21 protein-coding genes are annotated in these 18,813 nt (G+C 35.9%); 11 read left to right on the top strand and 10 right to left on the bottom strand.

Annotation, left to right across the window (positions count from 1 at the left end):
- Nucleotides 1-97 precede the first annotated feature (97 nt).
- Both IEV57_RS05535 and IEV57_RS05530 read left to right on the top strand, forming a co-directional pair.
- Complete coding sequence (locus IEV57_RS05535; protein WP_188440482.1) at nt 98-787, top strand: response regulator transcription factor; 690 nt, start codon at nt 98-100, stop codon at nt 785-787.
- A 9-nt stretch (nt 788-796) separates the two neighbouring features.
- Nucleotides 797-1,834 carry a sensor histidine kinase gene (locus tag IEV57_RS05530; RefSeq protein ID WP_188440480.1) on the top strand — a complete coding sequence of 346 codons (1,038 nt, stop codon included), beginning with the start codon at nt 797-799 and terminating at the stop codon, nt 1,832-1,834.
- A 42-nt stretch (nt 1,835-1,876) separates the two neighbouring features.
- Here the strand turns inward: IEV57_RS05530 and IEV57_RS05525 are convergent, their stop codons facing one another.
- The 4 genes from IEV57_RS05525 to IEV57_RS05510 all read right to left on the bottom strand — a co-directional run bounded on the left by IEV57_RS05525 (nt 1,877) and on the right by IEV57_RS05510 (nt 6,140).
- Nucleotides 1,877-2,335: a CBS domain-containing protein gene (locus tag IEV57_RS05525; protein ID WP_188440478.1), complete on the bottom strand. Its 459-nt coding sequence runs from the start codon at nt 2,333-2,335 to the stop codon at nt 1,877-1,879.
- A gap of 129 nt (nt 2,336-2,464) precedes the next feature.
- Entirely contained in the window at nt 2,465-3,211 is a 747-nt protein-coding gene (locus tag IEV57_RS05520; RefSeq protein WP_188440476.1) for a copper homeostasis protein CutC, read from the bottom strand.
- 4 nt (nt 3,212-3,215) lie between these two features.
- On the bottom strand, nt 3,216-4,193 hold the full coding sequence (locus IEV57_RS05515; protein ID WP_188440474.1) for an isoaspartyl peptidase/L-asparaginase family protein: 978 nt from the start codon (nt 4,191-4,193) through the stop codon (nt 3,216-3,218).
- Between the two features lie 153 nt (nt 4,194-4,346).
- Nucleotides 4,347-6,140 (bottom strand): tetratricopeptide repeat protein, encoded by a 1,794-nt coding sequence (locus tag IEV57_RS05510; protein WP_188440472.1) that lies wholly within the window; start codon nt 6,138-6,140, stop codon nt 4,347-4,349.
- Nucleotides 6,141-6,217: 77 nt separating this feature from the next.
- Here IEV57_RS05510 and IEV57_RS05505 point away from each other — a divergent pair, with 77 nt between their 5' ends.
- The gene (locus IEV57_RS05505) at nt 6,218-6,436 is read left to right on the top strand and encodes a PspC domain-containing protein (RefSeq protein ID WP_188440470.1); all 219 of its coding nucleotides are present in this window, start codon (nt 6,218-6,220) and stop codon (nt 6,434-6,436) included.
- Here the strand turns inward: IEV57_RS05505 and IEV57_RS05500 are convergent.
- Nucleotides 6,433-7,434, bottom strand: a complete 1,002-nt coding sequence (locus IEV57_RS05500) for a glycosyltransferase family 2 protein (protein ID WP_188440467.1) — start codon at nt 7,432-7,434, stop codon at nt 6,433-6,435. The two genes, IEV57_RS05505 and IEV57_RS05500, sit on opposite strands and share 4 nt — an antisense overlap.
- Nucleotides 7,435-7,767, bottom strand: a complete 333-nt coding sequence (locus IEV57_RS05495; protein WP_188440908.1) for a YbaB/EbfC family nucleoid-associated protein — start codon at nt 7,765-7,767, stop codon at nt 7,435-7,437. It abuts the gene before it with no gap.
- Nucleotides 7,768-7,965: 198 nt separating this feature from the next.
- Between IEV57_RS05495 and IEV57_RS05490 the strand changes: the two genes are divergently transcribed.
- Nucleotides 7,966-8,247 (top strand): hypothetical protein, encoded by a 282-nt coding sequence (locus IEV57_RS05490; protein WP_188440465.1) that lies wholly within the window; start codon nt 7,966-7,968, stop codon nt 8,245-8,247.
- 8 nt (nt 8,248-8,255) lie between these two features.
- Here IEV57_RS05490 and hisS read toward each other — a convergent pair whose 3' ends face one another.
- Nucleotides 8,256-9,626: a histidine--tRNA ligase gene (hisS, locus tag IEV57_RS05485; RefSeq protein WP_188440463.1), complete on the bottom strand. Its 1,371-nt coding sequence runs from the start codon at nt 9,624-9,626 to the stop codon at nt 8,256-8,258.
- Between the two features lie 189 nt (nt 9,627-9,815).
- Here hisS and IEV57_RS05480 point away from each other — a divergent pair, with 189 nt between their 5' ends.
- Nucleotides 9,816-9,953 carry a hypothetical protein gene (locus IEV57_RS05480; RefSeq protein ID WP_014770744.1) on the top strand — a complete coding sequence of 46 codons (138 nt, stop codon included), beginning with the start codon at nt 9,816-9,818 and terminating at the stop codon, nt 9,951-9,953.
- A gap of 63 nt (nt 9,954-10,016) precedes the next feature.
- On the opposite strand, the gene IEV57_RS05475 is transcribed toward IEV57_RS05480, so the two are convergent.
- The gene (locus IEV57_RS05475) at nt 10,017-10,517 is read right to left on the bottom strand and encodes a metallophosphoesterase family protein (protein WP_188440461.1); all 501 of its coding nucleotides are present in this window, start codon (nt 10,515-10,517) and stop codon (nt 10,017-10,019) included.
- A 79-nt stretch (nt 10,518-10,596) separates the two neighbouring features.
- Between IEV57_RS05475 and IEV57_RS05470 the strand changes: the two genes are divergently transcribed.
- Nucleotides 10,597-11,016 carry a rhodanese-like domain-containing protein gene (locus tag IEV57_RS05470; protein ID WP_188440459.1) on the top strand — a complete coding sequence of 140 codons (420 nt, stop codon included), beginning with the start codon at nt 10,597-10,599 and terminating at the stop codon, nt 11,014-11,016.
- A gap of 120 nt (nt 11,017-11,136) precedes the next feature.
- Nucleotides 11,137-12,117, top strand: coding sequence for a pyruvate dehydrogenase complex E1 component subunit beta (locus tag IEV57_RS05465; protein WP_188440457.1), 981 nt, complete (start codon nt 11,137-11,139; stop codon nt 12,115-12,117).
- Nucleotides 12,118-12,485: 368 nt separating this feature from the next.
- Here IEV57_RS05465 and IEV57_RS05460 read toward each other — a convergent pair whose 3' ends face one another.
- Complete coding sequence (locus IEV57_RS05460; protein ID WP_188440455.1) at nt 12,486-12,725, bottom strand: addiction module protein; 240 nt, start codon at nt 12,723-12,725, stop codon at nt 12,486-12,488.
- Nucleotides 12,726-12,839: 114 nt separating this feature from the next.
- Complete coding sequence (locus IEV57_RS05455; protein ID WP_188440453.1) at nt 12,840-15,353, bottom strand: TonB-dependent receptor; 2,514 nt, start codon at nt 15,351-15,353, stop codon at nt 12,840-12,842.
- A gap of 357 nt (nt 15,354-15,710) precedes the next feature.
- Here IEV57_RS05455 and IEV57_RS05450 point away from each other — a divergent pair, with 357 nt between their 5' ends.
- The 4 genes from IEV57_RS05450 to IEV57_RS05435 all read left to right on the top strand — a co-directional run bounded on the left by IEV57_RS05450 (nt 15,711) and on the right by IEV57_RS05435 (nt 18,758).
- Nucleotides 15,711-16,784: a sensor histidine kinase gene (locus tag IEV57_RS05450; RefSeq protein ID WP_188440451.1), complete on the top strand. Its 1,074-nt coding sequence runs from the start codon at nt 15,711-15,713 to the stop codon at nt 16,782-16,784.
- A complete protein-coding gene (locus tag IEV57_RS05445; protein WP_188440449.1) occupies nt 16,784-17,512 on the top strand; it encodes a LytR/AlgR family response regulator transcription factor in 729 nt (242 codons plus the stop codon). The genes IEV57_RS05450 and IEV57_RS05445 overlap by 1 nt, the downstream gene beginning before the upstream one ends.
- A 215-nt stretch (nt 17,513-17,727) precedes the next feature.
- Entirely contained in the window at nt 17,728-18,204 is a 477-nt protein-coding gene (locus tag IEV57_RS05440; RefSeq protein WP_188440447.1) for a nucleoside deaminase, read from the top strand.
- 17 nt (nt 18,205-18,221) lie between these two features.
- Nucleotides 18,222-18,758, top strand: a complete 537-nt coding sequence (locus IEV57_RS05435; RefSeq protein ID WP_188440445.1) for a hypothetical protein — start codon at nt 18,222-18,224, stop codon at nt 18,756-18,758.
- The last annotated feature ends 55 nt before the right edge of the window (nt 18,759-18,813 follow it).

Genomic DNA, 18,813 nt, shown 5'->3' with positions numbered 1-18,813 from the left:
ATGTTGCTTTTCTGTTTCGTTGCTAATAAAAAGTGAATAATTCTAAGGTCTTTTTTTAAATTAGCATCGCAATAGATTATTTAACCTGTTGTCACAGATGAGCGAAAAACAAAAAATCAAAGTTTTAGTAGTAGACGATGAACCCGATATTGTAGAGATTCTTACCTACAATCTCAATAAAGAAGGGTATGAAGTCGCTTCTGCTGAAGATGGAATCAAAGGCGTAAAGTTAGCTGCCAAATTCCAACCAGACGTCATTCTTCTAGATATCATGATGCCAAATCAAGACGGTGTTGAGACATGTAGACAAATCAGAGAAAATCCAGAATTAAAAAATACTTTTATAATTTTTTTAACAGCTCGTTCTGAGGAATATTCTGAAGTTGCGGCTTTTGATGTGGGAGCAGATGATTATATCACCAAACCTATCAAACCTAGAGCTTTGATGAGCAGAATTGCAGCACTTTTCAGAAGAGAATCCAAAAAAGAACAAGAGCTCACGCAAATTAAAATCAAGGATTTGACCATAGATCGAACAAGTTACACCATTGATAAAAGTGGTAGAACAATCATCCTTCCAAAAAAAGAATTTGAACTGTTGTATTTCCTAGCAAAAAACCCTAATATGGTTTTTAGTAGAGATGAACTTTTACAAAATATTTGGGGAGCGGATGTTTTTGTCTTGGCAAGAACCGTAGATGTTCACATTAGAAAAGTAAGAGAAAAGATCGGTGACGATTACATCACTACTGTAAAAGGAGTGGGTTACAAATTCGAACTGAACTGATAAAATTTCATGCTTACCACATCAAGGGGTATTTCTCTAATTTTGGCTGTAGCCATTTCTGCCCTGACTGTGGCTTTTTTGTTTTTGATGGATGATGCTACAGCTACGCTTTTGGTTGTAGCAGGAGGTATTTCTTTCTCTGTGTCATACATCCTTATGAACATAACTTTGGAGTTTCTGATTTTTAAAGAAATCAGTAATATTTATGCGGTTTTAGAGAAAATACAAAAAAAAGACCTCTCTACTATCGCCGATAAATCTACTAAAACCTCCATATCGCCTCTAAGAAAAATTAATAAAACCATCAATTCATATGCACTTTCAAAAAATAAGGAAATAGAAACCTTACAGAAAAATGCAGAATTCAGAAGGGAGTTTATTGCTGATATTTCACACGAATTAAAGACACCTATTTTCGCAGCTCAGGGATTTATCCATACCCTACTAGATGGTGCAGTGGATGACGATGAAGTTCGATATAAATTCCTAAAGAGAGCCGCTAAAAGCTTGAATTCATTAGATAAGTTGGTCCAGGACCTTTTGACTTTGAATCAAATGGAGAGCGGCGTGATCAAATTTCATTTTGAGCAATTCGATCTCAAAGATGTATTGCTCGAAGTGATCGATGAGTTGGAACATAAAGCGGAAAAAAGAGATGTTTTGATTAGGTTTTATTATGATAAAGAGAAGACTTTCTTAACTAGTGCTGATAGAGATAAAATCTTTCGTGTTTGCCAAAATCTTATCTCCAACGCCATCAAATACAACCATGATGGAGGTGAAGTGGAAGTCCGCCTCAACTCAAATAAAAACCAACAAATTGTTGATGTAAAAGACAATGGCAAAGGAATACCTCCAGAAGATTTAAAACGAATTTTTGAACGATTCTACCGAGTGGACAAAAGCCGATCGAGAGAGAAAGGGGGTACAGGCCTTGGACTTGCCATCGTAAAACACATCTTAGAAGCACATAAAAGCAAAATATCTGTGAGCAGCACTTTGGGCAAAGGCTCCGTATTTAGCTTTTCTCTCGCTGCTGATAAATAGTTCTTAAATGTAGGTCTGCTTAAAACTGCTGAAATCTTAACCTTACCAGGTGGTATCTTTCAACTTTGGAAAAGCTCGAATCACGTCAGATAAACTTAGCTGTCCCACAAGCTTGCCATCTTTCATCACTGGAAATCTCCTAATCTTCTTATCCAAAAACAATTGAGCTGCATCGAACAAGCTTAGATCAGGCTTCAAAGTGATCACATTCTTCGTCATGTGTTCCCCTACTGTGCCTGGAAACGTTGGTGTATTGGAATATTTTCCTTTAATGATTTCTTTCAAACAATCGACCTCTGAAATAATACCAACAAGATTCCCACTTTGATCTACGACTGGTGCTCCTGATATTTTTCTCTTCGTAAGAAGATCCAACACATGATCAATGGTGTCATCAGGAAAAAAGGTTACTAAATTCGTCGACATGTGATCTTGAACCAAGATTGGTGCTGCTGTTTTTTTTGGTTCTACTACGCGTACTCCTTGAAAACTTTTTACCATACTGATTTTGAGTTTATTGTGAAGTTCAAAGTAACTAAAAAAAACCGCTACTCAAAATATTAAATTACAAAAGAGAAAAAAATCAATTTATACTATATTAATATACTTATTTATCAGAATTATAAAGATCTATTTTACCATTAGCACTTTATTAAATTCCGCTACTATATTTTCATCCAAAGTCAAGACCGTATTGAAAGCTTGTGGATCTTTAGATAAGGTGACTTTCTTAGATTGGTATGTCGATTTTGTATTTCTATAACCTTTACAGCTTGCATGGACTTCTAAGAGTTGATTTGATGATTTCAGCCTTTCAATATGGGAGGGCTGTAAACCACCACCTGGCATAATGATAATCCGGTCCTTTGCCCGATCTAGCAAATCAAGAATTATTGACAACCCTTCTGAAACAGAATTTCTTGTGCCTGAGGTTAAAATTCGCTTAAAACCGCAAGCAATAATTTTCTCCAAAGCAATACTTGGATCAGAACAGACATCAAAGGCACGATGAAAAGTACAAGGCTTATCTCCTGCTTCTTTGACTAAAACTTCACAAGCTTTTTGATCAACATTCCCTGATTCATCCAAAACCCCAAAAACGAATCCATCAGCACCGTAAGAATTTAAAATCTGAATATCTCTGCGCATAACTTCCACCTCTTCTTCTGAATACACAAAATCACCACCTCTGGGTCTTACCATTACAAAAATTGGAATTTTGATCATTGCCTTTAAGTAAGCCAAGGCTCCAACACTCGGGGTTTCTCCACCTTCTCCAAAATCAGAGCACAACTCAATCCGATCTACACCAAATCGATCAGCTAAAAGCGCAGCCTCAATCGTAAATACAGGTGCTTCTAAAAGAATTTTCTTCATTTGATTACAACTTGAACTTAGAATCTATCAAATCTCTACTTTCGGCATGATGTCTTGCAAAATTGAACCCTTCCCGAACAGAATAAGCCCCATATTCTCCGTCTTTATTGATCGCCAAAAATCCCGCTTGAATATCATCAATGTTTTTGTTTTTGGCAATCAATCTTCTTACTGCTTCTTCACATGCTTCCTGAGGAGTTCTTCCCTGACGCATTAGTTCGACTATCAAAAAACTCCCACAAATTCGAATAATTGACTCACCCAAGCCAGTTGCCGTCGCTGCTCCTACTTCATCATCCACAAACAACCCTGCACCAATAATAGGACTATCACCTACTCGACCATGCATCTTATAAGCCAGTCCGGATGTGGTGCAAGAACCCGCTAATTTTCCATCAGCTCCTAAAGCGATCATTCCTATCGTATCATGATTTTCAATATTGATTATTGGCTTGTATTCTGATGATTTTTTCCACTCATTAAATAACTCTTCAGCTTTTGGGCTCAAAGCTTCCTCTTCAATCGGAAAACCTTGCTCCATCGCAAACTGTAGCGCCCCTTGACCTGCAAGCATCACATGTGGAGTATTTTCCATTACCTTTCTAGCAAGCGAAATAGGGTGTTTGACCTTCCTAACAAATGCTACAGTACCACAGGAACCATCTCCTTTCATGATGGAAGCATCCAAAGTGACAAAACCTTCTCGATCAGGCAAACCTTGAAGTCCAACCGAAAGGTTAGTCAAATCTAGTTCCGTAACCTTTACACCTTGTTCAACTGCTTCGACCAAATCTCCTGTTTGAGATAAAATATCCCAAGCCATATCATTTGCAGCCATCCCATGTTCCCAGGTAGAAAGGATTAAAGGTTTGAAATGCACCCCTAACTTTTTCTCTTCATTACAAGAACTCCCCAAAACACCAGGTAAAAATAAGGTTGAGGATAAAAGGGTTTTTTTGAGAAATGATCTTCTGTTTGACATGTAGGAAATGTTAAAACTTGAAAAGAGTTTCGATTTTAATATTTTCTCTCAATATTCTAAAAAAAAACAAAAAGTTAATCCCCACTCAGCACTTTTTTGACGAAATAAAAAAAGCCACCCTTTCGAGTAGCTTTACATTTTACTTTTTAAGTCCTATCTATATACTTCCAGAAACTCAGGCTCCGATCTGTATTTTTTGAAAATCAAGTCTGTCATCGATCTCTCTCGTAGAAATTCGCTTCTTTCTACGGCTTTAGAAAGATTTTCAAAAAGCGCTTGTTTATCATCAGCGATAGATGCCACCATTGCTAGACCGTAAAAACCGTAACCATATTCACGATTATACTGAATACTTTCTTCGAATGCTTCCAAGGCATTCTGATAATCCTCTGCTAAAAAATACGCGAGCCCTTTATTAAATAAATTGCTTTCGCTTTCGGGCGCTCTATTCAATCTGATCGTTGCGAGCTTATAATCTCCATTGATGATATCGATAGCTCCACGAAGTCCTTCATTGAATCTCAAAAACTCGTTGGTTTCATCCCTTTCAAGTGAAGATGCTTCAGAAATAGCGACGTAAGCTTCAAAATAATCCCCCCTCAATAAATAGGCTTGCCCAAGATTGTGAAATGAATAGGAATTTGGATTCATTTTGTTTGCTTCTCTAAAAAGAGCAATCGCTTTGCTAATTAATTGATTTTTTTCTCTCAGATTCAATTCCCTTTGTGCTTGATTGAGGTAGACAACACCAAGGTTGTTTAAAGACAATTCAGATTTATCCATTTCATTTAGAAGCAAATAAATCTGTTCTTTCTCTTTTAATCTTTTTGCAACTTGCCCTGCATAAACCAACTGTTCTTTAGAAAACCCATCTAATGAACTCCCATCATTCAATAATTTGTAGACACTTGCTGAAACTTCTGGGTCTGAAAAACCAGTGTTTTCATAAACTGCTGAGATTTTTGCAGCCCTAAGTTTTGGAAATAGGTCTTTTGAAACTTTCGAATAGGTATTCAATCGCTGAATTTCTTTTAGCTGCGTTTCAAATGCTTTATCACTTAATATGATATCGTAATAATCTTCCTTTTGCACAGCAGTAATCCCATCATATTCCCCAAGCAAAACCCTGAAATCAAACCAATCTTGTCTTCTAGTTGTAGATAAAATTGGGATATTAGGATTATTAAGCATGGTTCTGATTTTTTGACCCACTATTTCGCTTCTACGCAATGCGATTCCAGTATCATTAAGCTCTTGTCCTTCCAATGAATGAATACCAGTTACTGTGATTTTCTTTAAAACCTTACCAGGGCTTGCCAAAGATATCATAGGTGACCCATCAGGATTATCCAAAGCATTATTTTTTAATAAGTTACTTGCCAAGGGAAAAGTAACCTTATACTCTTGAGAGACTTCTCTTTGAATTTGTGAAAAATCAGATTCCATATATACCCCAATAAAAGGAATCGGTTCATCCGGCGTCAACTGCCCAATTCGCGCTAAAAGTGGGGTTGTATAAAGTCCATCTGCAATTTTTTTGGAGGTAATATTTCTCGCTCTCCCTTTTTGCATTACAAGACCTTTTAGAATCAACTCACCCGGTTCCATACCCGGCAAATACGGGAAAATAAAATTGGATTCTACTTTTGCCTCGTTATTAACTTTGGTGTACATTCCGTCAAAAGCAACTATTTCAGAGAGTCGCAAAGCACCTTCTCCATAGCTATATTCTGGATAAAGAAGAATTCTCACATCACTTTTGAGGTATTGTAAAGGAATCGCTCCTTCTAATTTAAACCTGACAGAATCTCTATGCATGGTCAATGCTTCAGGTTTTGCATTAATTCCATCCAACAAATTATCAAATTTGCTTAGCTTTGGTGTGCAGTTCCCAAAAAGAATAATTAAGAATGCGATAGTTAGTATTCTTTGTGTGATTTTAAACATTTGGCATTAAAATAGATTATCGACTTATTGCAATTTATTTGTTACATTTAATTCAAACTAATTGAAAACCAATTATTATGAACAAACTTAGACTCTTTTTTGAAGACCGCGCTTTTGGTGTTTGCTCTAGATTAGGTGAGAAACTAAATTTCCCAATCGATAGCATTCGGCTATTCTTCATTTACAGCTCCTTCATTACACTTGGTTCACCTGTGATTCTCTATGTCAGCATGGCGATGATGATGAAAATCAGAAAGTACTTTAGAAAGATGAACAATCCTGTATTATTTGATTAAAATTCAGAAAACAACTTTTTGTTTTTGATGTAATATTGCCAAAGAATTGAATCAATATTATTAACCGATTTTGATGGCAAGTTTAGTGCCATAGAATTTAAATTTGCTATTTTTTTAGCCCGGTGAAAATCACGGTGTGCTTCGTAAACTGCTTTGCTTTCAGCACTTTTTCCTCTTAGCAGAAACACGAAAGCTGCAAGCGAATCAAGAAGCATTCGAATGACATATTTCTTTTTAAACTCTTTCTGACTAAGGTTTTTGAATAACATGAGTAGATTGTTTCTGAAATTCAAAAACGTTTTCTTCGGACTAGTTCTTGATAATGTTCCTCCTCCGAGATGCTTAACTTCTACCGCACCGCAATAAGCAATTTTATACCCTCCTGCTCTGATTCTCCAGCATAAATCAATTTCTTCCATGTGTGCAAAAAAACTAGCATCAAAGCCATGAAATTCATGAAAAATATCAGCCTTGATAGCCATACATGCGCCCGATGTCCAATCCACTTCAATGGTATCATCGTACTGACCAATATCTTTTTCTATTGTATCAAATATTCGTCCCCTGCAGTATGGATATCCAAGTTGATCGAGAAACCCTCCTCCGGCACCTGCATAATCAAAATATCCCTTATTATCTACAGACAAGATCTTGGGCTGAACGGACACATAAAATGGATTTTGTTCTAAAAAACCAATCAATTTCATGTCCCAAAAAGGGGTTACCTCCACATCTGAATTAAGCAATATATAGTATTCAAAAAGCCCTTGCAGCTGCTGCAGCGCTTCATTGTATCCCCCTGCGTAGCCTGTGTTTTCTTTTAAGGCTATAATTTGAAGTTCGGGAAAAAATCGCTCTAAAAAATCAAGAGAATTATCCGTACTTGCATTGTCTGCAATAATCACGGGAGAGTCACTATGAGCCAAAACAGAAGGAAGAAAACGCTTGAGCATTTCCTCCCCATTGTAATTCAATATAACTATTGCAGCTTTCTGCATTTAAAACATACTTCCTAAGTCCATTCCTGGAATGTTTGGCATCATTCCGTCGGTTGCTGACTTCATTTCTTCTTTGATCTTAATTTCTATAGCTTCCATAGCTTTATTGATCGCAGCGACAGTTAAGTCGCTCAACATTTCTTTGTCAGCAGGATTGATAAGTGAATCGTCCATCTCTATAGAAACCACTTTTCTGTTGCCATTGACGGTCACCTTGACCATTCCTGCTCCAGACTCTCCTTCAGCAGTAAGGTGTACGAGCTTTGCCTGAGTCTCTTTGATTTTGGCTTGAGCCTCCTTCACCTTACTCATGATATTCATTAAATCAAACATATTCTTATCCGTTAATTTTGATTGCAAATATAATCTTTTTACCAACAGTTCAAGAATATGAGGTTTTAAAATAAAAGTTTGTTAAATAATATATTTTGAAATATTATTTTTCTTATAAAATAAAATCGATATTCTCAAAACCTATATAATCGATTTGCAGTATATATGACTGTGTTTAACTTTGAATATGAAACTGGAATGAAAACTATAGAGAGAATTGAGAAAGAAGACATCAAAAATTTGAAATTCAACAAAAAGGAAGTTTTACTGACCGATATAGAAATCAAAAAAAGATGGAATGAACTTTTTAGGGCACAGGCTCTCGGCAACCTTCTACAGAGTAAAGTGCAAATTACTTTCGAAACTGCTGATGAGAAAACATATGTTGTCAATACTACAATTTGGGCAGTAGGACAAGAATTCATCACGCTCAAGGGCGGTATTCATATCCCTGTCAATGCAGTGCTAGAAGTCGATTGACCTCTAGCTTACTTTTTAACTTCTTCTATCGCTTTCTCCAAAGGCATGCTTAATTGATTCCCTGTGATTAGATTTTTTAAAGTCACTTCTTTCTTTTCGATTTCTTCAGAACCAATCACGATCACAAAAGGGATTTGCTTTTTATCCCCATAGGTAAATTGCTTTTTTATTTTAACCACATCAGGATAGAGCTCGGCCGGAATATCATTAATCCTCAATTGATTCAAAACTTTCAAACCATATCTCCTCCCTTCTTCTTCAAAGTACGTGATCAAGACCTGCGTACCTTTCAATTGATCCTTTGGAAATAAATCTAACTCTTCTAAAACATCATAAATCCTATCCACGCCAAAGGAAAAACCAACTCCTGAAACTCCATCAAGCCCAAAAACACCTGTTAAATTATCATATCTTCCACCTCCACTTACTGAACCTATGGATACATGATTGACTTTAACTTCGAATATCGCACCCGTGTAATAAGACAAGCCTCTGGCTAAGACCACATCAAAATCAATAAATTCTTCTGTGTCTCCGTATTGCGTGAGCAAATCAAAAACTTCTCTTAACTCTTCTACTCCTTTTAATCCTACCTCGGAACTTGCTAAAAAAGAAGCTAAAAAATCTAACTTCTCAGCATTCGATCCTTTCAAATCAATAATTGGATTTAAGTTACTGATAGCGTCAGAAGAAAATTCACGTTGAACAAGTTCCTCCTGTACTTTTTCCCAACCAATTTTATCCAGTTTATCAATAGCCACACACAAATCAGACTCTCGCCCTGCTGAACCAATTACTTCTGCTAAGCCTGTAAGAATTTTCCTATTATTGATTTTAATCGCATAATCTTTCAAATCTAACTGAGCAAATACCCGCTTGATCATCAATAAAATCTCCAACTCACAGACCAAACTATCCGTCCCAACTACATCTGCGTCACATTGATAAAACTCTCTATATCTACCTCTTTGCGGTCTATCTGCTCTCCAAACAGGCTGAATTTGGAATCGTTTGAATGGATAAGAAATCTCGTTCCGATTCATCACCACATAGCGGGCAAAGGGAACTGTAAGGTCATAGCGAAGTCCTTTTTCTGAAACTTTGGATAAAGTAGCGCTTGCACCTGCTTCCAAGTCAGCAGCAGAAACATCCTTCAAATAATCCCCACTATTCAGAATTTTAAAAAGCAACTGATCTCCTTCATCACCATATTTTCCAGTTAGTGTACTGAGGTTCTCCATAGATGGTGTCTCAAGCTGCTGATAGCCAAAAAGCTTGAAAGTATCTTTGATGATATCAAAAATATAATTTCTTCTTGCCATCTGAAGCGGACCAAAATCTCTCGTGCCTTTAGGTAAAGTAGGTTTCTGAATTGCCATGCTGATTTGTGAATTTTGGGCAAAGTTAACAGATCACACGAAACAATTGAATCTAATTCCACAATAACATTCCACTTCAGGCATAACTTTGAGAAAATGAATTACAAAATATTCGGGTGGTTGTAAGGTCATTTCAAAATAATCCATTAATTTTGCGCTTCATTTGAGATCATATAAACAGATAAGACAATGGCTGTTACTACATTAAAGAGAAAGTTAAAAAGAAAGAGACAAGCTCAGACTACTAGAGTTATAAAGATTAAGCAATTGAGTGCCAAGCCGGTAATCAAAAATGTGGACATCGAAGAGTTGAAGAAAAACTTCTAAGTTGAAATTCAACGTTTCTTTTTTCGAGAAATAAAAAGGGTTGCGATCAAATTGCTGCCCTTTTTATTTTGCTCTTTTGCCAAGTTCAACTACACGAAGATTTTGTAATTTTCCTTGATTGATTTCAAAAAGCAACATCGTACGAATCATATGAAATCCATGTCTTCCAATAGCTCCCGGATTCATATAAAGACAGTCTACTATTGGATCAAATTCCACTTTGCAAATATGAGAATGGCCGCAAACAAATAGTTTGGCACCATTTTTTAAAATTTTCTCTTTTACTCCTTTCGCGTATCTCGGCGGCTTCCCTCCAATATGAAGCATCCCTACTTTCAAGCCCTCCACTTCGAACCAAATTTCTTCAGGATAGCGCTCTTGAGCAACAAGATCATCAATATTTCCTGTAATGATTCTATGGGTTTTCTCTTTTGGTAAATAGTTCAGAATTTCCAAGTCGCCGATATCACCTGCATGCCAAATCTCATCTGCGCCATGCAAGTGACTCACAATCGCCTCGTCAATATATCCGTGCGAATCTGAAATTAAAGCAATTTTCTTCAAGGTTGATCTGTTATTAATTTGTAAATTTGATTCTATACTTTGCTAAAGTAAAGCAATTGAATCACCAATAAAAACGATCATGAAAAACATATTCAACAACTTCTCAAAAGTAATTCTGTTGGCTTTTGTCCTTACAATTTCTTTGCAGATCAACAAGGCTACTGCTCAGGAAGATGTGAAATCTTTAACTCCTGATAAATTCGAAAAAGCAGCCAAAAAGAGTAAAAAGGGAGTAATTCTTGACATTAGAACTCCTGAGGAAGTAGCTGAAGGTCATATTGAAGGTGCTGAGTTTGCAGACTTTTTGGGTGGTGATTTTGAAAATGAGATCGGGACTCTAGACAAGAAGAAAACATACTATGTCTATTGCAGATCTGCCAAACGAACGATTCCAGCCACAGAGAAAATGAAAGAGATGGGTTTCAAGAAAGTCTACATGTTAGAAGGCGGTCTTAACAACTGGATTGAATCTGGAAAGCATGTCGTAAAACCAGATTAAATCCGATTCTAAGGCCACAGCTATCGCAATTGAGTTGAAAATAAATCTCGAACTTCCTGATATGGTTTTGTAATTGAACGATTACTTTCTATTTTTACGCACGAAAATTTTGATACAAAAATGAGAGTTATACAATTCAGAGAAGCATTAAGAGAAGCTATGTCAGAAGAAATGAGACGCGACAAAAACGTGTTTCTCATGGGTGAAGAAGTAGCAGAATACAACGGAGCATACAAAGTATCCCAAGGAATGTTAGACGAGTTTGGGCCTGAAAGAGTTTATGATACTCCTATTGCTGAACTAGGATTTTCTGGTCTTGGAGTAGGTGCTGCTATGAATGGACTTAGACCAATCATTGAGTTTATGACTTTCAACTTTTCACTTGTAGCAATTGATCAAATCATCAACTCAGCTGCAAAGATGTACGCTATGTCTGGTGGTGCATACAATGTACCTATCGTCTTCCGTGGTGCTACTGGGAATGCAGGACAACTTGGTGCTACTCACTCTTCAAATTTCGAAAACTGGTTTGCAAACACGCCAGGATTGAAAGTAGTAGTCCCTTCTAATCCTTACGATGCAAAAGGTTTATTGAAAGCAGCAATCAGAGATGATGATCCAGTGATTTTCATGGAGTCAGAATTGATGTATGGTGATAAAGGTGAAGTTCCTGAAGGTGAATACCTATTGCCAATTGGTGTTGCAGATATCAAAAGAAAAGGTACTGATGTAACGATCATTTCTTTTGGTAAGATGATGAAAGTCGCTTTAGAAGCTGCTGAAGAACTTGCTAAAGACGGTATTGAAGCTGAGGTGATTGATTTGAGAACTGTGAGACCAATTGATTACGCTACATGTCTTGAGTCTGTTAAAAAGACAAACAGATGCGTTGTAGTAGAAGAAGCAAATCCAATAGCAGCAATTTCTTCTGAATTGACTTACAATATCCAAAGAAATGCTTTTGATTACCTCGATGCTCCCGTAGTAAGAGTAAACTCGATGGATGTGCCTTTGAGTTATGCACCAACTTACATTGATGTAACCATCCCGAACGTAAAAAGAACCATCGATGCTGTAAAGCAAGTGATGTATAAGAAGTGAGAATTATCTCAATAAATAGAATTAAAAAAGACCTGCTGAGAAGTAGGTCTTTTTTAATCCCAGATAATATATCGAATTAACCCAATTTTTCTTTCCACTTCTTTGGATTTTGATTTGTATTGGACACAGAAATCACATCTATATTAGAACCATTTATGATATAATATAAAGAATAAGGGAATCTTTGAATAATAAACACTCTGACTTTATTTTTGAAAACTACTCTGTATGTAAAAGGGCTAATCAAAATTGCCCTCTTAGCATATTCTAGTTCCACTAAAAAATTTTCTCCCAAGCCAAGCTTTTTACGTTCATAAAAAAGATATGAATCAAAAATATCTATTTCTGCTTACTCGGAATATCTGAAATTATAAGACATCTTTAGCTTTATCTTTGACTCTTTGCTTTACATCTTCCCAAGATGAAAACTTTGAATCCCCATTTTCATAATGCTGAATTCTTCTTTCTAATTCACTTTCCTGATCTGCACTCAGTAAAATTGAATTCTTATCTTGTTCTTTCAAACCTTGAAGTTGTTTCAAAATGGCTTTATCTTGTAAATTAGTTAGCCAATTAATCAAGTCTAATTTAAGCGATTGAATATCCATAGTTGATTATTTTAATAGATAAAGATACTGTTTTTAGAATTGAATGTACAGATAAAAAAAAGTCTACTGTTTCCAGCAGACCTTTTTTGATAAAATAAGAATTTAAAATTCTTATTAGTTATTATTCATTATCGCTCCAGCAGCACCTTCACCACCTTCTTTCATATCATCATTAGTAACTCCTCTTTTCTTTCTTCTGCTTCCTTCTACACTAAGTTTACCGATTCTGTAAGAGAAGTTGATTTTGAAGTTCATGTTTCTCAACCCAACAGTGCTTTCTTGCATGATCGTTGGAGTGATCAATTCATTTTTGATTCTAAATTCTTTGGTGAAGAAATTGTCCATTCCAAAACCGACACTACCACGTTTTTCATTGAACTGCTTGTTGATGCTCATTCCATAGACTCCAAATCCACCCGCTGAACCTTGCAATTGAACTGCTCTGCCTCTTGCAAAAGTGAAAGCCTGAAGCTGCCAGTTTTTCGGAAGTGTATAGTTACCAAATAATCTACCACTGACTACATAGCCTTCATTTGAAGCCGCAAACATTGGGTCATCTAAGCCATTGGTAAGCATTGCGTAATAGGTATCAATACTTCCGTTCAAAGAGAATTTTCCTGATATATTGATATTTGAAAACACACTAAAACCTACAGCTTTCTCACTACCAATATTTTCAAAACTCGTGAAAATCACATCATTATCACTGATCGTCCTTACCGGCTGAATAGATCCTGTTGTATTTCTAAAATATGAAGTAAAGTTTAAAGAACTCCCTCCTATGAATGTACTGTATGCCAATTCATAATTATCCGTCAATTCAGGGTCAAGCAATGGATTTCCTTGAGACTGTTGCTGTGGGTTTGCTTGATTAATGTTAGGATTCAAAAACTGCAAAGAAGGTCTTTGGATTCTTCTGTTATAAGCTGCCTTTAGCATATTCCCATTTGCTAATTTTCTACCAATGTTGAAACTTGGTACAAATACCCCATAAGAAGGGATATCAGCTGGCAATTCAGAATTTTTAAAATCTGCATTGATATTGGTGTATTCATATCTCAAACCACCTTTTACAGTATAATTTTCTAAGAACCCAAGTGTATATGAAGCATATGCTGCGGAGACATTTTGATCATAATTGAATTCGTTAGAGAAAGCAATATCATCTATCTGCTGAAATTCCCCATCAGAACCTTCTGCTGTGAAGTAAGCAAAATCACTGATTGCTTTCCTTAAGATATTTTTAGCACCATATTCCAAGATTTGAGTCCCTGTATTTCCTACAGGAGTTACATAATCCAACTGAATTGTAAATTCTTCATTTACGCCAAGGTTTTCATTCTTTACTCGACTCGCAATATCTGTAAATGTGCCATTGTAGAGGCTATTGACGAAATCATTGTTATTGTTGCTTCTGCTATACAAACCAGACACACTGAATTCTTTTTGCGGCGTCTCAAATGATTTCGTGTAGTTGAAATTAAAATCAATATTATTTGATAGGTTGTCTACATTGACATCTCTCAATAATGAGTTTGCCAGAACATCTTCAATAAAAGTATTGGTCAAAAGACCTTCTTGTCTATTTCTCATATTTCTAACACCAACACTCACCGAAGCTGTTAAGAAATTAAATTTATTCAGTTCATAGTCCCAGCCTAGATTATATCTGCCAAAAAGCATGTTATTTCTAGTTTCTGCCTGTTGTTGAATCTGTATATCACTACCATTAGGATTAAGAAGCGTTTGGGTATTTTCAAAAGATCCCAAAATATTATAACCACTTCTTCCGTAGCCGCCGAGCGTCCATCCCATTTTCCCTCTTTTCAAACTAGCATTCAACCCAAGGTTTGATCCTCTTAATCCTGCACTGCTATTGATATTTAATGAAGCTCCCTGAAGATTATTTTTCTTAGTAATGATATTCAAAACTCCACCTGTCCCTTCCGCATCATATTTAGCAGATGGCGAAGTGATTACTTCTACTGATTTGATTTCTTCCGCTGGTATCTGCTTGAGTGCATCTGCAAGATTGTTTGCAACGATTGCTGATTGCTTTCCATCGATCAAAACAAGAATGTTTGAACTACCTCGCATAGAAACATTTCCATCCAAATCAACTGAAAGCATTGGAACTCTTCTCAATACATCACTTGCATCACCACCAATAGTGGTTTTGTCATTTTCCGCATTATAAATTGTTCTATCTACTTTCTCTTCGATCAATGCTCTTTGGCCTTGAACAGTCACTTCCTGAAGTCCAATTGCCTCTCCCTTTAACTTAATCTCACCAAGATTCACATTGGTATTTCCTGTGGTAATTTCGATAACCTGAGTTTTGAAAGGCTCAAAACCTAAATTACTCAACTGAAGAATATATTTTCCGTTTTTGAATCCTGTAATTACAAATTCTCCATCTAAGTCTGCTACTGCGCCGGTGGTGTTTTGCATACTTTCAGCGTCCAAAAGTGCGGCTGCTGCATAAGGAATCGGCTCGCCCGTTTCTCCATCTAAGATTTTACCAGTGATTTTATAAACCGGCTTTTCTCCTGTAGTAGTTTGTGCCTGCAGACCTTCAAAAGGTGCTAGGAAAACTAAAAGTGCTAAAATTAAGAGTTGGTATTTCATTTTCTTGTTATAAATTGAACTTCAGATTCTTACTTATGAAAAAAGAGATTTGATTTTTGAATTATTTATAAAGTCCAAATGACTTTACAATGTTCAAATTATTTTCTCCGCTGTAGTAAATACAGTTTCCGACAACAAAGGAACATGGACTTCAAATCATAAAAAAATCAAATAGACTGAAAGGTATAATTCATCGACCAATATCGATTTTGACCTGACGAAGTCATTTAAGAAGAGTCAAAAAAGTTTAATCTTCTGTTTTTGTCATTTCGACGTGAAAATCAAGAAGCTGGTAGATCTTATTAGGTTAGAATCAATATTTTATTTTAGTTTACAAGACTTAAGCCTAATTTAAGCATGAACACAAACAACAACTACAAACGAAAACTATCTATAATCATCCACATCCTTGGTTGGGCTTTGTTTGGATTGGTCATCTTCGTCTTATCTCCTCTCTCCGCTGGTGTGGAGCGCCCAATTGAATTTTGGTTGAAGCAGTCACTCAACTTCTCTTTATTGATCAGTATTTTTTACATCAACTTTTTCTATATCATTCCTAAAGTCCTTTTCAAGAACAAAATCCTTATTTTCTTATTAATCAATTTCTTGATTGGCATAGCATGCATCGCAATCCTTATTATTTATGATGATTGGGTAAATATGCAAGAATTGATGCATAGAGCTTATAGACCTGATGTCCCTTATACGCCTAGGCCAAGGAATTACTATTGGGATATCTCTTCTCTATTGATATTTTTTATGGCCGTCGGGATCAGTACGAGTATAGCTTCAGTACAAAAATGGCAATCTGAAGAAGAATTGAGAGTGGAGCAAAAGCAGCAACAAATCAATTCCGAATTGACATATTTGAAAGCGCAGATCAATCCACACTTTTTCTTTAATACGCTAAACAACATCTATTCTTTGACCAATATTGACGTAGAAAAAGCCAAAACAGCTTTGTTGAAACTTAGTAGAATGATGCGCTATGTGCTGTACGAAACAGAAAAAACACACACGCTACTTTCCAAAGAGATTGATTTTGTCAAAGATTTTATCGAACTGATGCGCTTGAGGCTCTCTTCTAAAGTCAATCTCGAAATCGAAATTCCAGAAAAGTTTGAAGACGCTTCAATAGCACCCATGTTGATTTTACCATTTATCGAAAATTGCTTCAAGCACGGAATCAGTTCACAACAAGTAAGTAAAATTACGATTTCACTAAAAGTGGATAAAAAGCAATTGATCTTGATTACCAAAAATGGTATTTTTAAATCAAATGAAAATACACCTGAAGGAAATGCGAGTGGAATAGGACTTCAGAATACAAAAAGAAGACTTGACTTACTTTATGACAATAATCACGAACTTGTTATAAATGATAAAAATCCTGAAAACGAATATCACGTGCATCTTATAATCAATCTCTAATGAACATCAAATGCATAGCCATCGATGATGAACCTTTAGCACTAGAATTGGTAGCTAAATTCATCAAGCAAACCTCTTTTCTTGATCTTTGCGAAACCTTCGACAATGCAATTGAGGCTCTAGGTTACGTAAATGCGCATGAAATTGATTTGATATTTTTAGATATTCAGATGCCTGATTTGTCGGGGATGGAGTTTGCTAGAATTATAGAAGGAAAAAAAGGCGATACCAAACCAAGAATCATTTTCACTACGGCATACAACCAATTTGCCATTGAGGGGTACAAAGTTGATGCATTAGACTATTTATTGAAGCCATTCAGCTATGAAGAATTTCTAAAATCTACTACAAAAGCTTATCAATATTTTGAAGAGAAAAATGTGAAACCACTCTCTCCAGCAAGTGCAGACTATATATTTCTAAAAGTCGAATATCAACTGGTGAAAATCATGCTTAAAGAAATCACCTACGTGGAAGCATATAAGGATTATGTAAAAGTGTATCTGACTGACAAGCCCAACCCTATCCTATCACTTACGAGTTTAAAAAGTATGGAAGAAATGCTCCCATCTGAAAAATTCATGAGGATTCACCGTTCATTTATCATTGCATTGGATCATATTGATTCTGTCTCAAGAAATGCAGTCAATATCGGGAACACCACTATAACAGTGAGTGAAAATTATAAAGACAATTTTCTACAATTTTTGAATAAGTGGATTGCATAATAACTAAAACAATGTGAATCGTCTATTTTTTTAAGTTTAACAAACACTATTTCTTTCTCAATATTCGGAATCAAGGGAAATTTTTTCAGAATATTATTCTATTTTTCTTAATTTTTCATGCTATTTCGGTGAAATAAAGTAACAAGTTGATCAAAACCCCGTAAAATAGTGTGATTGTTGGAAGAAATAGAACTTACAATTCAATAAAGAAAAAAATGACGGAACAACAGAAGATTTTTATGAAAATGGCCATTGAATTGTCTCAAGAAGGGATGGATTCGGGTAAGGGTGGCCCTTTTGGCTGCATTATTGTGCGAAATGGAGAGGTAGTAGGGAAAGGATGTAATTCTGTCTCTTCCTCCAAAGATCCCACTGCACATGCAGAAGTGATGGCAATCAGGGATGCATGTCAAAATTTGAATGATTTTCAGCTTGAAGGTTGTGATATTTATACTTCCTGTGAGCCCTGCCCTATGTGTCTAGGTGCAATCTATTGGGCCAGACCTGCACGCGTCTTTTATGCTAATTCTAAAAAAGATGCAGCAGAAGCAGGGTTTGATGATCAGTTTATCTACGATGAATTAGATTTACCATACCAAGAAAGAAAAATTCCATTCAATCAAATAATGCCCAAAGAGGCAAAAACAGTTTTTGAAAACTGGCAAAAAAAAGAAAACAAAACATTGTACTAAGAAAATAAATTTAAAAAATGAAAAAGTTACTAATTGCGCTATTAAGTTCATCTATGTTGTTTGCTTGTAACCAAGAGAAATCTGTAGAAGAGCGTTACATCTATGAAGAAAATAAAATTGTTGATGTAGATACAGGAGATGAGTACGTACTTGAAGAAAGTGATCAAGAATTTGTAGTCATTCACAAGGATGGATCCCAAGAAATCATCCCAATCGATGAAACACCATTTTTTGGAACAACACTCTCGGATGAATACATCACTGAGTGGAAAGACAATATGGCTGCAAGAGAAGAGAAACTTCTTGAAGAGAAAAAAGAGAAATTGAAGCAAGCTAGAAGAGATCGATATGCTGATCTTACTGACGAGGAGTTAATGAAGAAATTCCAAAAAAGTCATGATGAAGGAATAGACATGTCTTTCCAAATGGACATGATCGCAGAACTTGTAGAAAGAGGAACTATTTCAAACGAAGATGCACCTGACCTTTTAGAGATCGAGCCAGAGTTGATCAATTTTGACATTGAAATTGAAGCTCCAGTAGAAAACATTTAATTTGAAAAATTAAATAATACATGTTTAAAACCTAACCGACTTTGGTTAGGTTTTT

The sequence above is a fragment of the Belliella aquatica genome, from assembly GCF_014637795.1.
Taxonomy (GTDB): Bacteria; Bacteroidota; Bacteroidia; order Cytophagales; family Cyclobacteriaceae; genus Belliella; species Belliella aquatica.
The sequence above is the reverse complement of the archived record's forward strand: the minus strand, read 5'-3'. Positions and strand labels throughout refer to the sequence as shown.